Source organism: Uliginosibacterium aquaticum (genome assembly GCF_012972705.2).
GTDB lineage: Bacteria > Pseudomonadota > Gammaproteobacteria > Burkholderiales > Rhodocyclaceae > Uliginosibacterium > Uliginosibacterium aquaticum.
This window is the reverse complement of record NZ_JABCSC020000002.1, coordinates 81,759-99,089: the sequence shown is the minus strand read 5'-3', so window position 1 is coordinate 99,089 and position 17,331 is coordinate 81,759. Positions and strand designations below refer to the sequence as shown.

Genomic DNA, 17,331 nt, shown 5'->3' with positions numbered 1-17,331 from the left:
CTGGGTGCGGCAGGAGTCTTCATGCCGTTCATCTCTCGTTTCTGTTCAGCCGCCTGGCTGCGGGCCTTATTCCTGCTGGTTTCTTGCGCGCTGCCGCTGCTGGCCAGTGCAGCGCCGGAGCCCGGTGCATTCCTTTGGGATCCCCGTATCGTGCGCGGAGAGCTGGCCAATGGCTTTCCCTACTACATCGTGCCAGTGAAGGATGGCTCGGCCCAGGTCTCGATGCAGCTTGTGGTGCGCGTCGGCTCGCTGGACGAACGCGACGACCAGTCCGGCGTCGCCCACATGGTCGAGCACATGGTTTTCCATGCATCGCAGAAACATCCCGAAGGCTTACGGGACTACATGACCAATCTGGGTTGGCAAGTCGGCAGGCACTACAACGCGCAGACCAACTTCGAGCGCACGCTCTACATGTTGGCACCGGAAAAGCGCCCTGAGCGGATGATGGCCGCACTCGACGTGCTGGCGGAGATCGCCGGCGGCGCACAGATCCCGGACTCCGGTCTGGAGAGCGAACGCAAAATTATCCTTGAGGAGTGGCGGACCAAGCTGGGCCTCACCGAGCGCATGGAGCGCCAGCGCCGTGCCCTGCTGCGTGCCGGCTCGCTCTATCCGGCTCGCCCCACCATCGGCAGCGAGGCCAGCATCCGCAGCCAGCCGACCAGTGCCTTGCGCCGCTTCTATGCCGACTGGTACCGGCCGGGCAATATGGCTTTGCTGATCGTCGGGGATGTCGATCCCGCCGAAATGGAGCAGAAGATCCGTGCTCGTTTTTCCGCGCTTGAGCCGGCGGAGCTACCTGCCCGCAATCGAGCTGATCCGGTGTTGAGCACCCAGCTGCGTATTGCGCGTGTACAGGATGCCGAGAGTGGTACGAGCCAGGTGGGTTGGGTGTTTCGTTTTAAGAGTGACCCGGAGCAGAACCGGGCCGGTTTTCGCAATCGCCTGATTGATCGCCTGGCCGAACGTTTGGTGCGCCATGCAGTGCGCCAGCAGGCGGGCGCACTGCCGTCTGCGGTGGAGTCTCTCACCAGCAGCCGGGGCGAGTTGGGCGGGAACGTGGCTTCGCTCGGTTTCGCGGCAAGTGTGGCGCTCGGGGGCCATCAGGAAGGGCTGCGCCAGATCCTGCTGGCCCAGGAGCAGTTGCGGCGTGAGGGCGTGGATCGCAAGGCATTGGCCGATGAGATGGCGGAGATCCACCGGCTCAATGACAAATCGCTGGATGTTCATGCCAGGCGTGACATCAGCACCTGGCAGCAATTGCTGGGGGAGGCCCTCGTGGAGAGGCGAATCCTGCAGGACCCACAGCAGAAGCAGGCCGAGGTGAAGGCCATCATGGCCAGTATCACACCGGCCGATGTGGAGACACGCGTGCGCGAATGGCTCGCCAGCCCGGACCAGCTGCTGTTCATGCTGGCACCCGGTCTCAGCCCACTACGCCTGCCCACCCAGGCCGAGGTGGAGGCCCTGCGCGCACGCATTGCGTCCGAGCCCTTGCCGGTTCCTCAGGCGGCGCCTGCCAAGGTGGTAGCGCGGGCGCCTGAGCCGGGCCCGGTCGGTCGGCTCATGGCCGAGGAGGTGGATGAAAAGAACCAAGTCATCCGATGGAAGCTTTCCAACGGCGATGAATTCATCTGGCATCGCACGCAGGACCCGCAGCTCCGCTTTGCCGCCCGCTCGGCAGCCGGCTATCGCCAGCCGGGAGCACCGGCCTGGCAGTGGCAGATCGCGGCCCAGCTCGCGCGCGAGGCCGATCCCGCCACCCAGCCGCCGGGCAGTTTGAGCCGCTGGGCGAGCGAGCAGAAGCTGAACCTCAATCAGGATCAGAAGGACGATAGCCTGAGCTACAGCGGGCAGAGCACGGCGGCCCAGCTGGAAGATTTGCTGCGGCTTTATGCGGCTCGGCAGACGGCCAGCCGCATCGATCCGCAGGCCTTGGGTGGCAGCCTGCGCCAGCTTGCACGCCAGATCGCACGCCAGCCGGCCAGTGTCAGCGCCGCGCTGGCTCGCGAAATGGCCGTACTGCGTTTCGCCGCTGCCGAGCTCGACGCTTCCCCCACCGCCGAAGCGCTGATGGCGCTGGAGGGCGAAGCGGGGCAGGCGCGCATCGAGGACTTGGCAAGGCAGCTGTCTGCCGCGCCAGTGCGCTACTTCCTGGCCGGCGAGATCGAGCCTGAGGTGCTGCGTGGGTTGCTGGGCCGGCATCTTGCAGGCATTCCGCGCGACCCCGCAGCGGTGGCCGCCGAGCCCTTGCTGCAGCGCGCGGGCCGACATGAGTCGCGGCTGGCCATCGGCATTGAGCCGCAGGCCAGCGTGCGCGCCATCGGCAGTCAGTCCATGAATTGGTCACCCGAGCGCGCGGTGGGCGTTGCCATCCTCTCCCGCGTGGCTTACCGCATGTTGCGTAGCGAGCTTCGGGAGGCGCAGAACGGCATCTACCGCCTGAACTTCACGATGACGCTCGACCCCGCGAGCGGGCGTCTGGGCAGCGAGCTGTATTTCACCACCGACCCGGCGCGCATCGATGAGCTCTGGGGCCGCGCACACAAGCTGCTGGCCACACTGCCAACTCGGCTCGACGATGCCCTGCTCGAGGCCGAGATCCGCAACATGAAGGCCGCCGAAGGACGGCGGCGCGAGGATGCGGCCTCGCGCTTCGCCCGCCTCCAGCTGAGCTATGCGCGCTGGGGCGATGCCCGCTATCTGGCGGACAGTCAGCACCTGCTCGATGGCATGAATGCGCGGACCCTGCGCGCGCTCGCTGCCGAGCTCGCCCTCACGCGGGATATGGCCAGCGTGATCCTGCTGCCGGCGGCGGAAGGCAAGGGGGCCGGCCAATGAGCGTGCTGCGTGATTTCTGGGCGCTGGCGCGTCCGTTCTGGGGCACGCGGCACAGCCGCCTCGCCTGGCTGCTGCTGGCGAGCGTGATCGGCATTGGTGTGCTGCTGGTGCAGCTCAACGTGTGGTTCAGCTACTGGAACAAGGATTTCTACGATGCGCTGGCGGTGGTCGATACCGCCCGCATCTATCCGCTGCTGGGCAAGTATTGCGGGCTGGTCGCGGCCGCGGTGGTGATGGCGGTGTATCTCGACTGGCTGCGCAAGCTGCTGATCTTGAAGTGGCGGGCTTTCATGACCGAGCAGCTGATGGCGGACTGGTTGCGCGACAACGCCTTCTACCGCCTCGGCCTTGCCGGCGAGCCGGACAACCCCGACCAGCGTATTGCTGAAGACGTGAACCTGCTGGTGACCGACAGCCTCGACATCCTGCGCTCCTTCATCAGCGCGGTGACGCGAATCGTGTCTTTCGCCGGCATGTTGTGGGGGCTCTCCAGCGATCTGGTGCTGCCTTTCGTGGACCAGTCGGTGCGCATTCCGGGCTACCTCGTCTGGTTTGCGCTTGGCTACGCGATCTTCGGCAGCTTCGTGGCCGAGCGCATCGGCCATGTGCTGCAGTCGCTCAACTACGAACAACAACGGCGCGAGGCCGATCTGCGCGCTGAGCTCTTGCGCCGGCGCGATCATGCCGAGCAGATTGCTTTCTATGGTGGCGGGGCGCATGAGCATCGCCGGCTGATGCAACGCTTCGGCGAGATCGCAGGGAACTGGCGCGCCCTGATGAATCGCGAGCGGGCGCTGGGTTTTTTCTCGGTCAGTTACAACCGGATCAATGGACTGGTTCCAATCTTCGCCGCCTTGCCATCTTTCATGGCCAAGTCCATCACGTTGGGGGGACTGATGCAGATCAGCACCGCCTTTACCCAGACGGCCTCAGCGCTCAGCTGGTTCATTCAGGCGTATGACGAGATCGCTAAGTGGAAGGCCAGCGTGGCACGCTTGACCCAGTTCCGGCTGGCGATTGAAAACACTCGGGTGAGCGTGCGCAGCCTCGAGCAGGCCGAGCGCCTGGAAGCGCTGGGCATGAATGTGAATCTGCCGGATGGCCGCGCCTTGCTGGAGCAGGTGAGTTTCCGGGTGGAGCCCGGCAGCTGGGTGCGCCTGGCCGGGCGGAGCGGGCTGGGCAAGTCGAGCCTGCTGCGCTGCCTCGCAGGGCTGTGGCCTTACTTCGAGGGCGAGTTGCGGCTGCAGCGGGGGCGCAGCCTGTTCCTGCCGCAGCATCCCTATCTCGCCACGGCCAGTCTGGCCGACATACTGTCCTATCCCGCGGTCCATCCACTGCCGGAGGCCGCCATGCAGCAGGCCCTCGTGTTGAGCGGGCTGGGGGCCTTGCAGACACGTCTGGCGGAAGAAGCGGAATGGTCGCGGGTGCTCTCCGGCGGTGAGCAGCAACGTCTCTCGATCGCCCGGGTGCTGCTGCAGCGGCCGGATTGCGTGTTCATGGACGAAGCCACCAGCCAGCTTGATGAAAGCGCGGCAGTGGCATTGCACGAGATGCTGCGGCGTGAATTGCCGGGCATGACCCTGGTCAGCGTGAGCCACCAGAGCCGGCTTGCGAACCTGTTCGATCACGCGATTCAACTGGAGCAGGGGAGCGAGCCGAAGTCTGTCCAGCCCCACGGGCAGGAATCGGGGTTAAGCCCCTGCTACGCGACTTGAACCAGGCCTGTCCGGGCGAGCCCCGGCCAAATCGGCGGATGCATTCGGCCAGAGCGCTCGTCAGGTGCAGGCATGGAATCCCTCTCAAGCGTGGAGGCAAGCCTCGAGCATTTTGAAGGAAAAAAAACTCATTTCAGGGCGTGAGGCCTGTGAGCCGGCTTGCCATGCAGGCGCACCGGCTCAGCTCTGGGGCATTACTTCAGATGCTTGCTGAAGAAGTCTGCGATGCGGCCATAAGGAATCTTGCCCGCCTTGTTGTCGTAGAGATCAACGTGCGAGGCTCCCTTCACGATCAGCAGCTCCTTCGGCTCCGCAGCGGCCGCATAGGCGGTTTCGCTGAAGTAGCGCGAGTGCGCGTTCTCGCCGTGAATGAAGAGCACTGGGCGCGGCGAGATCTCCTTGATGTAGGTGAGGAGCGGCATGTTCATGAATGACAGGGGCGTGGTCTGCGTCCAGGCATTGCCGGAGTTGACCGCGCGCTTGTGATAGCCACGCGGGGTGCCGTAGTAGTCGTAGTAATCCTTCATGAACTGCGGTGCGTCGCCGGCCGGCTGGCTGTTGTAAGCCGGCTGGTAAGCGGGGCTGCCTTTTTCGGCATCCACCCAGCGCTGGCGGCTCATCTGCTCCAGCGCTTGCGTGCGTTGCTCCAGGGTCATGCTGTCGTTGTAGCCCTTGGACATCACACGGGTCATGTCGTACATGGTGCTGGTCACAACCGCCTTGATGCGCTTGTCTACCGCCGTGGCATTGAGCGCCATGCCGCCCCAGCCGCAAATGCCGATGATGCCTATGCGCTCGCGGTCCACCGCAGGGTTCAGGCCGAGGTAATCCACCGCGGCGCTGAAATCTTCGGTATTGATGTCGGGGGAGGCCACATTGCGCGGTTCGCCGCCACTCTCGCCGGTGTAGGAGGCATCAAAGGCCAGCGCCGCAAAGCCGCGCTCGGCCATGGTCTGCGCATAGAGCCCCGAAGACTGTTCCTTTACCGCGCCGAAGGGGCCGCCTACGGCCAATGCGGGCAATCGCTTGTTGCCGCGATCCTTGGGCAGGTAGAGATCCGCCGCCAGCGTGATGCCATACGCTCAACCGGCTATTACGATGAAGTGACGGCTGATCTGCAAAGGTTGCATGCAGTCGTCGGTGGTATTGCCTCTGATGGCGAGATCTCCGTGGCTGAGTTGCGCGGACTTCAACTCTGGCTCGATGATCATCAGCACCTCGCGCGATGCTGGCCGTATGAGGAGGTTGGAAGCCTGGTGACTTCCGTCCTCGCGGATGGGCGTGTGTCTCCCGAAGAAAGCCAGACCCTGCAAGCGTTCTTCAGTGAGTTTCCGGCGGTGCTGGACAACCGAACTATCACCTCCCCCGATGTGCTGCAGGGAGCGACTATGGTTGGCTTGTGCGCAGTGTGCCCGGACATCGTGATTCCGGGCGCGACGTTCTGTTTTACCGGTAAATCAAACCGATACTCCAGATCCAAGTTTTCTCAGGTGATTGGAGCGATGGGTGGTGTTGCCATCGACGCGGTGACGCGAGACCTCAACTATCTGGTTATCGGCGCAGACGGAAATCCTTGCTGGGCCTATGCGTGCTATGGCCGGAAGGTCGAGCGGGCTGTTGAGCTGAGAAAGGCTGGGCATTCGTTGATGATCGTGCATGAAAACGATCTGCATGACGTGATTGCGGATGCAAGGGCGTGATTTGAACTTGGCAACAATTAATTGCACTGACATACGCCGTCACAGTTATGCCCACTTCCCGTTCAAGCACGGCTGCTTAGGTCGGATATCCAGCCTAGTAGGGTGCGCACCGCGCACGCGGACCCCACGACCATCCGCGCACCCGGCTTCTTGAGCGGCCCTTGTTGTGGTTGATCCGGCGAGAGGGTGCGCAATGCGCACCCTACTTTTGCCATCCGAAAACAAGCCCGGATGAAGGTATCGCCGTAATCCGGGGCTTTTGTCTGGAGTGCCGAGCCGGTCCCCGATTCCGCTGTGCGTCACCTGAACTACGCCCTGCGCTACGGTATTCAACTGACCTCACCGCGTACGGCGGGGTAATGATGGGGTACCCGATTCAAGGGTGAGGTGCAAACCCCAGCGGAAGATTGATCGCTTCTTCCTGAATCGTAAAACCCGCATTGCAGTCTTTCAGCTTCGGGCCAGCGTGATCGCTTGCTCGGGGCAGGGCCGTAGTGTGCAATAACCGCAGGGAATTGCACCGGATGTTTCTGCACCGCCCGGCAGGGCGGGTTCGCGAAGCAACCCACCGTCAATGTGACACCCCAGGCGGTGGGTTGTTGCGCAGCTCCGAATCCACCCTGCAGTGTCACTCCACTCGCCCAATCACCAACACCATCTTTCCCGGCGCTTTGATCACACCGCGAACGTCTATTCGCGCGAGAAGTATTTGTCGGTGAGGTGAGACTGCAGTCCGGTCTGTCCGATGGCCACTTCGTCAGCCAGCACGTGGCTGTCAGGATAGTCGCCGCCGTTTTGCCGCCGGAACGGGATGGGGGCTTCGATGAAGAGTTGCGCGAGTCGGGCACGCCAGGCTTCTGTTGCGGCAGCAACGCCGGCTTCGTCGATGCGTCCGGTACCGTAGACGGCATGCGTGGGCAGAACGTCCATGCCCGTGTAAAAAAGACTGCCATGGGTCACGGGAAACAGCAGTTGCTCCAGTGGCCCGTTGATGCCACGCGGGGAGTAGTCGCGCTCGGGCCCACCGACCATCACTGACAGCAATGCGCGCTTGCCCTTCAGCATCCCATCTCCATAACGGTAGCGATTGCCTTCAGCTTTGTAGCCATAGGCGAATCCGTAGGCAAAGACCCGGTCTATCCAGCCTTTGAGCATGGCGGGCAAGCCAAACCACCAGAGCGGGAACAGCAGGATGACGGCGTCGGCCACCAGTAGTTTTTGTTGCTCGGCGTGCACGTCGGTGGTCTGCTGCCCGGTCGAGTAAGCGTGGTCGGACTCGTTGATGAATGACAGGCGATGCGGGTCTGCCCGCGCCGGGAAATCCTGCGCGTCGAAGACCGCTTTCCAGCCCATGCCGTAGAGATCGGACATCATCACTTCGGCGCCTTGTGCGTTGAGCGTCTGCGCGGCTGTATCGGCGAAGTGGCGCGTGAGTGAAGTCGTTTCAGGGTGTGCAAAGACGATTAGAACCTTTTTCATCGGAGCCTCCGGCAAGTGGGTACTGAAAGGAGTCTGGCGACGCGTACGCTATTCGTGAAATCGCAATATTTTTCCTCTACTATCCAGGAGATGGATAGCAAAAAGCTTGACCTCAATCTGCTGGCCACGCTTGAGGCTTTGCTGGCGGAACGCAACGTCACGAAGGCCGCCGCCCGCCTGCACTTGAGCCAGCCGGCAGTGAGCGCTCAATTGAACCGACTCCGGTTGCTGTTCGATGATCCCTTGCTCATCCCCGCCCATCGCGGCATGACGCCGACGGCCAAGGCGATCGAGCTGCTGGGGCCGGTGCGCGAAGCGCTCAACCAGTTACGCAGCACGCTCGCCAGCCATGCAGATTTCGATCCTGTGCAAGCCCGCATGAGCCTCAGTATTGCCTGCACCGATTATCTGCAGGCGGTTGCGGTGATCCCGTTGGTGAAAGCGCTCAGGCAACTTGCTCCAGGCATTCGGGTCGGCATATGTCATCTCTCGCCGGAATTGCTGGCAGCGCAGATGGAGCGCGGCGATGTGGACCTCGCGCTGATATCGCCCGAGATTGCGCCGCCCAATCTGCATACCCGGCACCTGTGTGACGAGCGATACGTTCTCATCGGCCGCCGCGATCATCCGCGCTTGAGTGACGCCGTCACGCTCGCAGAGTACGCAAGCTTCGAGCATGTCGTCGTGTCGCTCAGTGGTGGTGGATTCGTCACGCCAGTCGATGAAGTGCTCGCCAGATTCGGCTACACGCGAAATGTGGTGCTGTCAGCTGCGTCGTTCCTGCTCGTCCCGGAGATCATCGCGCAATCCGATTTCGTGGCCCTGGTGCCGGAACGCCTCGTGCGCGCACAGACCGACAGGCTCAAGCTGGTCAGCGTTTTCCCGCCTGTTGAAGACTTCACGGTAAGCATGGTGTGGCATGAGCGTAACCACGGGCACCCAGGGCATCGCTGGTTACGCGAGACGATGAAATCTCTTTTCTCAGAGCCCTAGGGCGGGTTCGCGAAGTAAGCCTTCGCCTTCCGTTGCGCAAGAGACGGTGGGTTGTCGCGCAGCGAAGAACCCATCCCGACACATTAGGCTGTGCCACGTGCGCTATCTTCGCGGAGAGCGGCTTCGGGGTGTTGTTCGGGGAGTAGTCATGGCTTCATTGAATTGGAGGGTTGGGGTGCGCATTGCGGGTCGATTTGTGGTGGCGTTGTGGGTTGTCGGGGGGCTGTTCGCCGGCTGCGCGTGGGGCAATGGCATGTCCGAGCGGGCGGCGATTCTCGACGCTGCGCGCCCAATGGCGGCCGAGAAAGCGGGGCAGGCGGTACGCATCAAAGTCGACAAGCTCAACATCGACTCGGGCTGGGCGATGCTGGTCGGGCAGCTTGTTGGTCCGCCGGGCAAAAGGATCGATTGGGCGAAGGCCGACGACTGCGACGCTGAGCTCGACAAGATGCTCTGGGTGGTGCTGCGCAATTCCCAAGGCGCATGGCAAGTGAAGCACATGGAGATTTGTGCCCCGGAGCCGCCTTATTGGTACCTGGAGCAGTACGACAGCTCAGCTTGGCCATGCGGCGTGTTTGCCGGGTTGGAGGCGGGTGTCGGCGAGACCCTGGAGGCACTGTGCCGCCGGGAGCGCAAGGCGCCCGCGCGACTACCTCTTTCCGCGGTTCCTTGAGTCGTTCAGAAAAGTCTCGGAGGGTGGTCTTCGGGATCTGCCGTGCGAGGGATGGGCGCCGGCGGAATCTCCCTCTCGCATCTGTGTAAAAAGCACACGCGTGATCTCAAGAAAGCGGCGCCTCTGCCGTATTAGGGGAGTTCGTACCACTTTCTGCCTAATCACTCAGGGACGTCACGATGCGCGCACGCACACTCAATCCAGGCCTGTTCAGAAAATTGATTTTCAGCTTGCTGGCCTTTTCTGCCAGCGCAGTACAGGCAGCGACCGTGGTGTATGTCGCCAATGCGGAGTCCAAGGACATCTCGGTTTTTTCCCTGAGCCGTGATGGCCAGCTCGTTGCCCTGCAGACAATGCCGGTGGGCGGCACCGTGATGCCGATGACGATCTCGGCGGACAAGGCGGTGCTGTATGCGGCCCTGCGCTCAAAGCCCTACAGCGTTGTGGCCTTGCGGATTGATCCCAAGAGCGGCCAGCTCAGCGAGCATGGCTCGGCGCCGCTGCCCGAGAGCATGGCCAATATATCGCTGGATCGCAGTGGCAAATTCCTGTTTGCCGCTTCCTATGGCGGTAACCAGGTCAGCGTGAGTCCGCTGGATGAAAACAGGGTGCCGCTGGCCGCCACCCAGATCCTGCCTACGCCACCGATGGCACACCAGATTACGGCGCAGCCCGATAACAAGATCGTGTATGCCAGTTCGCTCGGTGGGGATCAGTTGCTGAGCTTCAGCTTTGATCCGGTGAAGGGGGCACTGACGCCGAGCAGCGAACCGGCGCTGAGCTTGCCGGCCAAGTCCGGCCCTCGGCACTTTGTTTTTTCCAAGGACAACCGCTTCATCTACCTGCTGGATGAACTTGATGGCCGCCTGCATGTGTTGCAGCGCGCGAGCAATACGCCGCAACTGAAGTTGCTGCAGACCACCAGCGTCATCCCCGCTCAATTTACCGGCACACCGGCTGCGGCGGATCTGCATCTGACACCAGATAGCCGTTTTCTGTATGCCTCCGAGCGTGGCTCAAACACCCTCAGTGGCTTCCGCGTGGATGCCAAGAGTGGTGAGTTGAGCTTGATCGGCAGCTGGCCGACCGAAACGCAGCCGCGTGGCTTCAACCTTTCGCCAGACGGAAACTTCCTGCTGGCCGTGGGGCAGAAATCCCATCAGCTCAGTCTCTATCGCATCGACTCGCAGAGCGGTCAGCTGACGCTGCTTGCGCAATATGCCATGGGCAAGAATCCGAACTGGGTCGAAATCATCGAGCTACCTTGATTAACGCCATCGCCCGAGGCTGAAGCTCGGGCCGAAAGACTTTCGCTATAAGGGAACACAATGAAGCTCAGTATTGTTCAAAGACTCTGGTCCATCGTTGCCCTGGCTGTCGCAGCGGTAATCTTCGTGGGGGCTGCGGGGCTCTACACCGCATCGAACGTGAAGGGTGATCTGGATAACATCCGTCAGGATCTGTTTCCGAGCGTCTACAAGCTCAACCAGATGACGCGCGCCATCATCAACATCCGGCTCGCCGTGCTGACGCACGCCACCAGTGATTCGCCCAAAGACAAAGCGGATCAGGACAAGCGTTTTGCCGAACTCAAGACGCAGCTGATGGAGCTGACGGACGACTACGAAAAAACCCTGGTCACCAATGATGTGGACAAGCAGATGCTTGCCAAGGATCGAGAGCTTTTCAAGGAGTACCTGGAGCAGGCTGAGAAGGTGCTCGCCGCCTCCAATGCCAACAACACCGAAGCTTCCAAAGCGGAGCTGAAAAAGCTGCGTGAAGTGGCGGTACGCGTCAATCAGCAAGGTGTGACGCCACACGTCAAGCTCAATGATGAGCAGGTCGATGCTGTCAATAACCATGCTGAGCAGGTCATCAAGAATGGCGTGACGACCAACACCGTCATCATCATTGCCAGCGTTGCGCTGGTGGTCATGCTTGGCTGGTGGATCGTTCGTTCGATCACGCTGGGCATCAACACGCTGGAAAGTACGGTGGAGCATATCGAGCAACGCCTGGATCTCACGCGTCGCGTCAATTACCAGAGTGACGATGAGCTGGGGCGGATGGCAAAGTCCTTCAACCGCTTGCTTGAACGGCTGCATAACAGCTTCAAATCGGTTTCCGGCTCGGTGCATCAGGTGACGGCGGCTTCGGTTAATACCGCGGAATACTCCAGGCAGGTTGCCAGTGCGGCTGAAGACCAGAGCAGTTCAGCGACCAGCATCGCCGCGAGCATCGAGGAGCTGACGGTGAGCGTCAGCCACATTGGTGATCACGCCAGTCAGACCAGCGAGCAGGTCAGCCAGGCCGGCAAGCTGGCCATGAATGGCGAGCGCATCGTTCAACAAACCGTGGCGGATATCCAGAAGATAGCCTCGCTTGTGGATGATTCGGCCGGCCTGATCGAACAGCTCGAAACCCAGAGCAGCAAGATTGCTCAGGTGATCAGCGTGATTCGCGAAGTGGCCGATCAGACCAATCTTCTGGCCCTGAATGCGGCGATCGAAGCGGCGCGGGCAGGGGAGCAAGGCCGTGGCTTTGCCGTGGTGGCCGACGAAGTTCGCAAGCTGGCTGAGCGCACGGCCAGCTCCACGCACGAGATCACTGAAACCATCAACACCATGCGCAGTCAGGCACAAAACGCCTCGCAGAGCATGCGCAACGCGGTGACCGAAGTGGGTGGCAGCGTGCAGCGCGCGAGCCAGGCCAGCGAGGCCATTCGCGAAATCAGCAGCAGTGCGCAAGCTTCCGTGCATCTGGTGAACGAGATCAGCGATTCAATCCGTGAGCAAGGTGCCGCCAGCACCTCAGTGGCCCAGGCCGTGGAGCGCATCGCGCAGATGACCGAGCAAAGCACCCGGGCAGCCCGCTCCGGTGCAGGGGCTGCACGCGAGCTCGATGAACTCGCGCGGAAGATGCAGAGCGAAGTCTCGGCCTACGTCTTGTGAGTGGGGGCTGGTCAGCAGGAAGGGGCGCCAGGCGCCCCTTCTGCGTTTGGTCATTTCCGAGCAGCGCGTGAGCCCTGATTACGGCCTCACCGTAAGACGGTAAACAGCTTCTTACTCCACCCGCTCTACCACCACGGTCATTTTCCCCGGCTGCCTGAGCAGCGCTACACCCGACTCGATCTTTCCCAGACTCACCAGCCCGCTGGAATAGCGAAAGCCCTTGTGGAACAGCGCGAGGTTGCCCCAGGGCGCGTAGTAGGTGATGTCGCCCACTGCGGGGGCGTGGCCCTCGGGCGCAGCGGTGGTGTCGAGCTTGCGTGGTGGGTAGCCGATTTTCTCTGTGGCGGCGTAGTCTTCAAGCGTCAGCGTGAGCGGCAGCATGGTGTAGAAGTCGCGGGCGCTGGAGTTGTCGTAGAGCGTGGCGGGGATGACTTGGCCATGGATGAGCAGACGTATTTTCATCGGTTGGGTGTCCTTGCCTGGTGCAGTGACTGACTGAGCGCAGGCAAAAAGCGGGGCTGCAAACAGTGCGGTAGCGAGCGCCAGGATGTGCAGGCGGTGGCGTGCAGAGGCGTACGTCATGCGAACCCTTGAGTGGATGACAACGCCTGCAGATCGGCAGGCGTGTCGATATCCAGCAGGCAGCCGGCGTCATCCACCGGCACGCGCACGATTGCATTGGCCTGCTCGCGCAGGATGTTGCGCGCGCCGGTATCGCCGGTCAGCACGCTAAGTGCTTCGCCCCAGCGGGCGGCGAAGCCAACCGGGTGGCCGCGCTGGCCTTCATGGAAAGGCGCGGCAATATCGGCCCCCAGACGGATTGCCTTTGCGACGGCGCGAACGGTGTCCGGCTTGATGCGGGGCATGTCGCCAAGCGCTACCAGCCAGCCTGCAGCCTCGTGCGTGGCTTGCACGCCGCTAGCGAGCGTGACGCCCATGCCTTCGTCTGCGTGCATGACTTCGATGCATTCGATACCGAGGTTTGCGAGCGTGTGGCGTAGCTGTGGCTGATCAGGGCGGATCAGGGCGATGCAGCGGTCTGTGCTGGCGGCCAGCGTGCGTGCGCTGGCGGCGATGATCAGTTCGCCATCGGGCAGGCGTTGCAGCAGCTTGTTGCCGCCAAAGCGCCGGGCGCTGCCCGCCGCCAGGAGAAGGCCTACGATCTTGTTCATGTGATCAGGCGATGCTGCAGGCGAGGGCGTCGGAAGCTGTTGCGGGGGCGGCGCTCCATCGCGGCTGGGAGACGCCGTTTCGCACGGCGACCATCTCGGCCAGGATGGAAACTGCGATTTCGGGCGGGGTGTGGCTGCCGATCGGCAGGCCGACCGGACCGTGCAGACGCTGCAGTTCCTCTGGCGAGAAATCGAAGTGGCTCATCAGGCGTTCGCGACGTTTTTCGTTGTTGAACCGCGAGCCAACGGCACCGACGTAGAAGGCGGGCGAGCGCAGGGCTTCGAGCAGCACCATGTCATCGAGCTTGGGGTCGTGAGTGAGGGCGACGACGGCGCAGTGCGCGTCAGGCTTCATCTCCAGCAAGCAATCGTCGGGCATGGTAGTGACGAGTTTCGTACCGGGCACATCCCAGCCGGGGCTGTATTCTTCGCGCGGATCGCACACGGTGACGGCGTAATCGAGGGCCAGGGCCATCTGTGCGAGATAACGCGAGATCTGCCCGGCGCCAACGATCAGGAGTCGCCATTGCGGGCCGTGCACGGTGATGAGGCGTTCGCCATTCCAGCGCAGGGCATCGCCGCGTTGTGCTTCGCTCAGCGTGGTGCGGCCGCTGGTGAGGTCCACATGCTTGACGACCAGTTGCCGTGCGGCCAGGCGTGCGGCGAGTTCATCGAGCATCACCGGGTCCGGGCAGGGCTCGACGACGACTTCCAGCTTGCCACCGCAGGGCAGGCCGACGCGCTCTGCCTCTTCCTTGGTGACGCCATAAACCAGCGGGAAAGGCCGCTCCACGCCGAGGCGCCCCTCGCGCATGCGTGCGATGAGGTCGTCCTCGATGCATCCGCCGGACACCGAGCCTTCGACCAGACCGTCCTCACGAACGACCAGCCAGGCTCCCGGCGGGCGGGGCGCCGAGCCCCAGGTGTGGGCGACCGTAACCCAGGCAAAGCGCCGGCCCTCACGGGCCCAGCGCTGTGCAGTGGCAAGTACCTGCAGATCAACGCTGTCCATCAGGCTTTCAGTCCTTCGGTCTTGAAGGGCAGATCGCGCAGGCGTTTGCCTGTTGCTGCCGCGATGGCGTTGGCCAGGGCCGGTGCCAGCGGCGGTACGGCGGGCTCACCAATCCCGGTGGGCTTCTCGCCGGACGCGACGATATGCACTTCGACTTTCGGCATTTCGTTGATGCGGATCGGCGGATAGTCGTGGAAGTTCGATTGCTCGACCACGCCATCCTTGAAGGTGATCGCACCATACAGCGCGGCAGACAGGGCGTAACCGATCGATCCTTCGACCTGTGCGCGGATGATGTCCGGGTTGATCGCGATGCCGCAGTCGACCCCGCACACGACGCGATCCACGCGCAGGCTGCCATCGGGATTGATGGTGAGCTCGGCGACTTCGGCCACGAAGCTGCCGAAGGATTCATGCACCGCCACGCCGCGTGCCCGGCGATCGCCTTTTTCGCCCGGTGCGAGGGGCGTGCCCCAGCCGGCTTTGTCGGCCGCCAGCTTCAGCACGCCGGTATGGCGCGGGTGGTTTTTCAGCAGATCGAGGCGGTAGGCCACAGGATCCTGACCGGCTGCCACGGCCAGTTCGTCAATGAAGGTTTCGGTGGAGTAGGCGGTATGTGTGGAGCCTACCGAACGCCACCAGTGCACCGGCACTTGGATGTCGCTGGGTGTGTGCAGATCTACCTGGATGGCAGGGATGGCGTAGGGCAGGTTAGAAGCGCCCTCGACCGACACTGGATCGATGCCGTTCTGCACCATGCCGGCGAAAGGTGAACCGGTCAGGATGGACTGGCCGACCAGACGATGGCGCCAGGCGGTAGCGCGGCCTTGTGCATCCAGCGCGGCTTCGATGACGTGGTGGAAGGCCGGGCGGTAGTAGCCGGCCTTCATATCGTCTTCACGGAACCAGACCATCTTCACCGGCGCGCGACCCTTGATGGCCTGGGCGATGGTGACAGCTTCCAGTGTGTAGTCAGAGTCCTTGCTGCCGCGTCGGCCGAAGCTGCCGCCAGCGTAGAGCATGTTGATCTTGACCTGTTCGACCTTGATGCCGAGCAGCGCGGCAATCGCCATCTGATCGCCGGTCTGCATCTGCTCGCCGTTCCACAACTCGCATTCATCCTTGCCGAGCCGTACCACACAGTTGAGCGGCTCCATGGCGGCATGTGCGAGGAAGGGGAAGTCGTAGCTGGCACGCATCACTTTTGCAGCCTGCGCGAAGGCCGCATCGGCGTCACCCGTCTTGCGTGCGACGGCGCCCGGCTGTTTGGCCAGCTCATGGTAGCGCGCAAAGATCTGCTCGCTGCCAAGCTTGAAGGCGCTGGATTCATCCCACTGGATGCGCAGCGCATCGCGCCCCTTCTTGGCGGACCAGGTGTCCTTGGCCAGCACGGCGACACCGTTCGGGATCTGTACGACTTCGACCACGCCCTTGATGGCCTTGGCCTTCGATGCATTGAAAGACTTTACCTTGGCACCAAAGCGCGGCGGGTGGGCCACCACGGCGGTCAGCATGCCGGGCAGATGGATGTCCTGCGTGTAGACCGCTTTGCCATTGATCTTGTCCGCTGAGTCCTTGCGTGGCGCGTGCTTGCCCACCAGCTTGAAATCCTTGGGGTCTTTGAGCTTGATGTCGGCCGGCACACTCTGGTCGGCAGCCAGCTGTACGAACTCGCCAAACTTGCCCGAGCGGCCGGATGCGGTGTGACTGATCACGCCTTCGCTGACGGATATTTCCGCCACCGGCACTTGCCATTGCTGGGCTGCTGCAGCCGTCAGCATGGCGCGTGCTGCTGCACCGGCCTGACGCATCTGCATCCAGGAATTGGCCATTGCGCTACTGCCGCCGGTGCCCTGGAAGGGGCCCCAGAGTGTATTGGCGTAGCGTTTGGCGTCGGCTGGCGCGCCTTCCACGCGGACCTGCGACCAGGCAGCATCGAGTTCCTCGGCAATGATGGTGGCGATGCCGGTGTAGGTGCCCTGGCCCATTTCGATGTGCTTCGAGATAACGGTGACGACGTTGTCTGCACCGATACGCACAAAGGCGTTGGGCTCGAAATTCTGCGCCACCGCAGTAGCGTCGGGTGGGAGGCCGGGGCCCGTCGCGGCAAGCGTGCCGGGAAGATAGATCGCCAGGCTCAGCCCTGCCGCACCGTGAAGGAAACGGCGGCGGCTCTCGTTCTCAATGTGGGGGATATGGCTCATTTCATGTTCTCCCTCAGGCCAGAGCCTTGGCTGCTTCATGGATCGCGGCGCGGATGCGCACGTAGGTCGCGCAACGACAGACGTTGCCGGCCATGGCGGAATCAATGTCCGCATCGCTCGGCTTGCGGTTCTCGGTTAGCAGCGTGACGGCGCTCATGATCTGGCCGGACTGGCAGTAACCGCACTGCACCACGTCCAGGCGCTTCCAGGCTTCCTGCACGGCCTGCGCTACCTTCAGGCGATCCACGCCTTCGATGGTGACGATTTTCTTGCCGACGGCCACGGATACCGGCGTGGTACAGGAGCGGATCGCTTGTCCATCCATATGTACGGTGCAGGCTCCGCAGAGCGCCATGCCGCAGCCAAATTTGGTACCGGTCAGCTGAAGGCTGTCGCGCAGAACCCAGAGCAGCGGCGTGTCGGGTGCCACGTCCACGCGCGTGGATTTTCCATTGATGTTCAATGTGATCATTCGAGTCTCCGTTGGGGGCGCAGATCTGCGCTTTTGCATTCTGGGAAGCGAAAGCCGGATGCGCTAGATCATTTCCCCGAAGTTCTTGCCTGATTCTCCAGGCCGGAAAACGAAGG

General features: G+C 62.5%; 14 protein-coding genes. 7 read left to right on the top strand and 7 right to left on the bottom strand.

Annotated elements, in window-relative coordinates:
* Window positions 1-21: 21 nt before the first annotated feature.
* Window positions 22-2,844: a M16 family metallopeptidase gene (locus tag HJ583_RS07920; protein WP_170021440.1), complete on the top strand. Its 2,823-nt coding sequence runs from the start codon at window positions 22-24 to the stop codon at window positions 2,842-2,844.
* Window positions 2,841-4,559, top strand: a complete 1,719-nt coding sequence (locus tag HJ583_RS07915; protein WP_170021439.1) for an ABC transporter ATP-binding protein/permease — start codon at window positions 2,841-2,843, stop codon at window positions 4,557-4,559. Before HJ583_RS07920 ends, HJ583_RS07915 begins: the two co-directional genes overlap by 4 nt.
* 194 nt (window positions 4,560-4,753) lie before the next feature.
* Here HJ583_RS07915 and HJ583_RS07910 read toward each other — a convergent pair whose 3' ends face one another.
* Window positions 4,754-5,626 (bottom strand): alpha/beta hydrolase, encoded by an 873-nt coding sequence (locus HJ583_RS07910; RefSeq protein ID WP_268968156.1) that lies wholly within the window; start codon window positions 5,624-5,626, stop codon window positions 4,754-4,756.
* A gap of 36 nt (window positions 5,627-5,662) precedes the next feature.
* On the opposite strand from HJ583_RS07910, the gene HJ583_RS07905 reads away from it, so the two are divergent.
* A complete protein-coding gene (locus HJ583_RS07905) occupies window positions 5,663-6,259 on the top strand; it encodes a BRCT domain-containing protein (RefSeq protein ID WP_170021438.1) in 597 nt (198 codons plus the stop codon).
* 690 nt (window positions 6,260-6,949) lie between these two features.
* Here HJ583_RS07905 and HJ583_RS07900 read toward each other — a convergent pair.
* Window positions 6,950-7,738 (bottom strand): NAD(P)H-dependent oxidoreductase, encoded by a 789-nt coding sequence (locus HJ583_RS07900; RefSeq protein ID WP_170021437.1) that lies wholly within the window; start codon window positions 7,736-7,738, stop codon window positions 6,950-6,952.
* Between the two features lie 54 nt (window positions 7,739-7,792).
* Between HJ583_RS07900 and HJ583_RS07895 the strand changes: the two genes are divergently transcribed.
* The 4 genes from HJ583_RS07895 (at window position 7,793) to HJ583_RS07880 (ending at window position 12,355) form a co-directional block, all read left to right on the top strand.
* Window positions 7,793-8,731, top strand: coding sequence for a LysR family transcriptional regulator (locus tag HJ583_RS07895; RefSeq protein ID WP_217423349.1), 939 nt, complete (start codon window positions 7,793-7,795; stop codon window positions 8,729-8,731).
* A 148-nt stretch (window positions 8,732-8,879) separates the two neighbouring features.
* On the top strand, window positions 8,880-9,404 hold the full coding sequence (locus tag HJ583_RS07890; protein ID WP_170021436.1) for a nuclear transport factor 2 family protein: 525 nt from the start codon (window positions 8,880-8,882) through the stop codon (window positions 9,402-9,404).
* Between the two features lie 179 nt (window positions 9,405-9,583).
* Window positions 9,584-10,672, top strand: a complete 1,089-nt coding sequence (locus HJ583_RS07885) for a lactonase family protein (protein ID WP_170021435.1) — start codon at window positions 9,584-9,586, stop codon at window positions 10,670-10,672.
* A 60-nt stretch (window positions 10,673-10,732) separates the two neighbouring features.
* A complete protein-coding gene (locus HJ583_RS07880) occupies window positions 10,733-12,355 on the top strand; it encodes a methyl-accepting chemotaxis protein (RefSeq protein WP_170021434.1) in 1,623 nt (540 codons plus the stop codon).
* Window positions 12,356-12,466: 111 nt separating this feature from the next.
* Here the strand turns inward: HJ583_RS07880 and HJ583_RS07875 are convergent, their stop codons facing one another.
* Genes HJ583_RS07875 through HJ583_RS07855 form a run of 5 tightly spaced genes read right to left on the bottom strand, consistent with a single transcriptional unit; the run spans window position 12,467 to window position 17,215 of the window.
* The gene (locus HJ583_RS07875) at window positions 12,467-12,937 is read right to left on the bottom strand and encodes a cyclophilin-like fold protein (protein ID WP_235943782.1); all 471 of its coding nucleotides are present in this window, start codon (window positions 12,935-12,937) and stop codon (window positions 12,467-12,469) included.
* Window positions 12,934-13,527, bottom strand: a complete 594-nt coding sequence (locus tag HJ583_RS07870) for a nucleotidyltransferase family protein (RefSeq protein ID WP_170021433.1) — start codon at window positions 13,525-13,527, stop codon at window positions 12,934-12,936. The genes HJ583_RS07875 and HJ583_RS07870 overlap by 4 nt, the downstream gene beginning before the upstream one ends.
* 4 nt (window positions 13,528-13,531) lie before the next feature.
* On the bottom strand, window positions 13,532-14,539 hold the full coding sequence (locus HJ583_RS07865) for an XdhC family protein (protein WP_170021432.1): 1,008 nt from the start codon (window positions 14,537-14,539) through the stop codon (window positions 13,532-13,534).
* Window positions 14,539-16,743 carry a xanthine dehydrogenase family protein molybdopterin-binding subunit gene (locus tag HJ583_RS07860; protein WP_170021431.1) on the bottom strand — a complete coding sequence of 735 codons (2,205 nt, stop codon included), beginning with the start codon at window positions 16,741-16,743 and terminating at the stop codon, window positions 14,539-14,541. The genes HJ583_RS07865 and HJ583_RS07860 overlap by 1 nt, the downstream gene beginning before the upstream one ends.
* Before the next feature lie 13 nt (window positions 16,744-16,756).
* A complete protein-coding gene (locus tag HJ583_RS07855; protein ID WP_170021430.1) occupies window positions 16,757-17,215 on the bottom strand; it encodes a (2Fe-2S)-binding protein in 459 nt (152 codons plus the stop codon).
* Window positions 17,216-17,331 lie beyond the last annotated feature (116 nt).

Excerpts from the sequence above, each read along its gene's own strand:
- HJ583_RS07920 (WP_170021440.1), top strand. The coding sequence starts at position 22 with ATGCCGTTCATCTCTCGTTTCTGTTCAGCCGCCTGGCTGCGGGCCTTA.
- HJ583_RS07915 (WP_170021439.1), top strand. The coding sequence starts at position 2,841 with ATGAGCGTGCTGCGTGATTTCTGGGCGCTGGCGCGTCCGTTCTGGGGC.
- HJ583_RS07900 (WP_170021437.1), bottom strand. The coding sequence starts at position 7,738 with ATGAAAAAGGTTCTAATCGTCTTTGCACACCCTGAAACGACTTCACTC.
- HJ583_RS07890 (WP_170021436.1), top strand. The coding sequence starts at position 8,880 with ATGGCTTCATTGAATTGGAGGGTTGGGGTGCGCATTGCGGGTCGATTT.
- HJ583_RS07885 (WP_170021435.1), top strand. The coding sequence starts at position 9,584 with ATGCGCGCACGCACACTCAATCCAGGCCTGTTCAGAAAATTGATTTTC.
- HJ583_RS07880 (WP_170021434.1), top strand. The coding sequence starts at position 10,733 with ATGAAGCTCAGTATTGTTCAAAGACTCTGGTCCATCGTTGCCCTGGCT.
- HJ583_RS07875 (WP_235943782.1), bottom strand. The coding sequence starts at position 12,937 with ATGACGTACGCCTCTGCACGCCACCGCCTGCACATCCTGGCGCTCGCT.
- HJ583_RS07870 (WP_170021433.1), bottom strand. The coding sequence starts at position 13,527 with ATGAACAAGATCGTAGGCCTTCTCCTGGCGGCGGGCAGCGCCCGGCGC.
- HJ583_RS07865 (WP_170021432.1), bottom strand. The coding sequence starts at position 14,539 with ATGGACAGCGTTGATCTGCAGGTACTTGCCACTGCACAGCGCTGGGCC.
- HJ583_RS07860 (WP_170021431.1), bottom strand. The coding sequence starts at position 16,743 with ATGAGCCATATCCCCCACATTGAGAACGAGAGCCGCCGCCGTTTCCTT.
- HJ583_RS07855 (WP_170021430.1), bottom strand. The coding sequence starts at position 17,215 with ATGATCACATTGAACATCAATGGAAAATCCACGCGCGTGGACGTGGCA.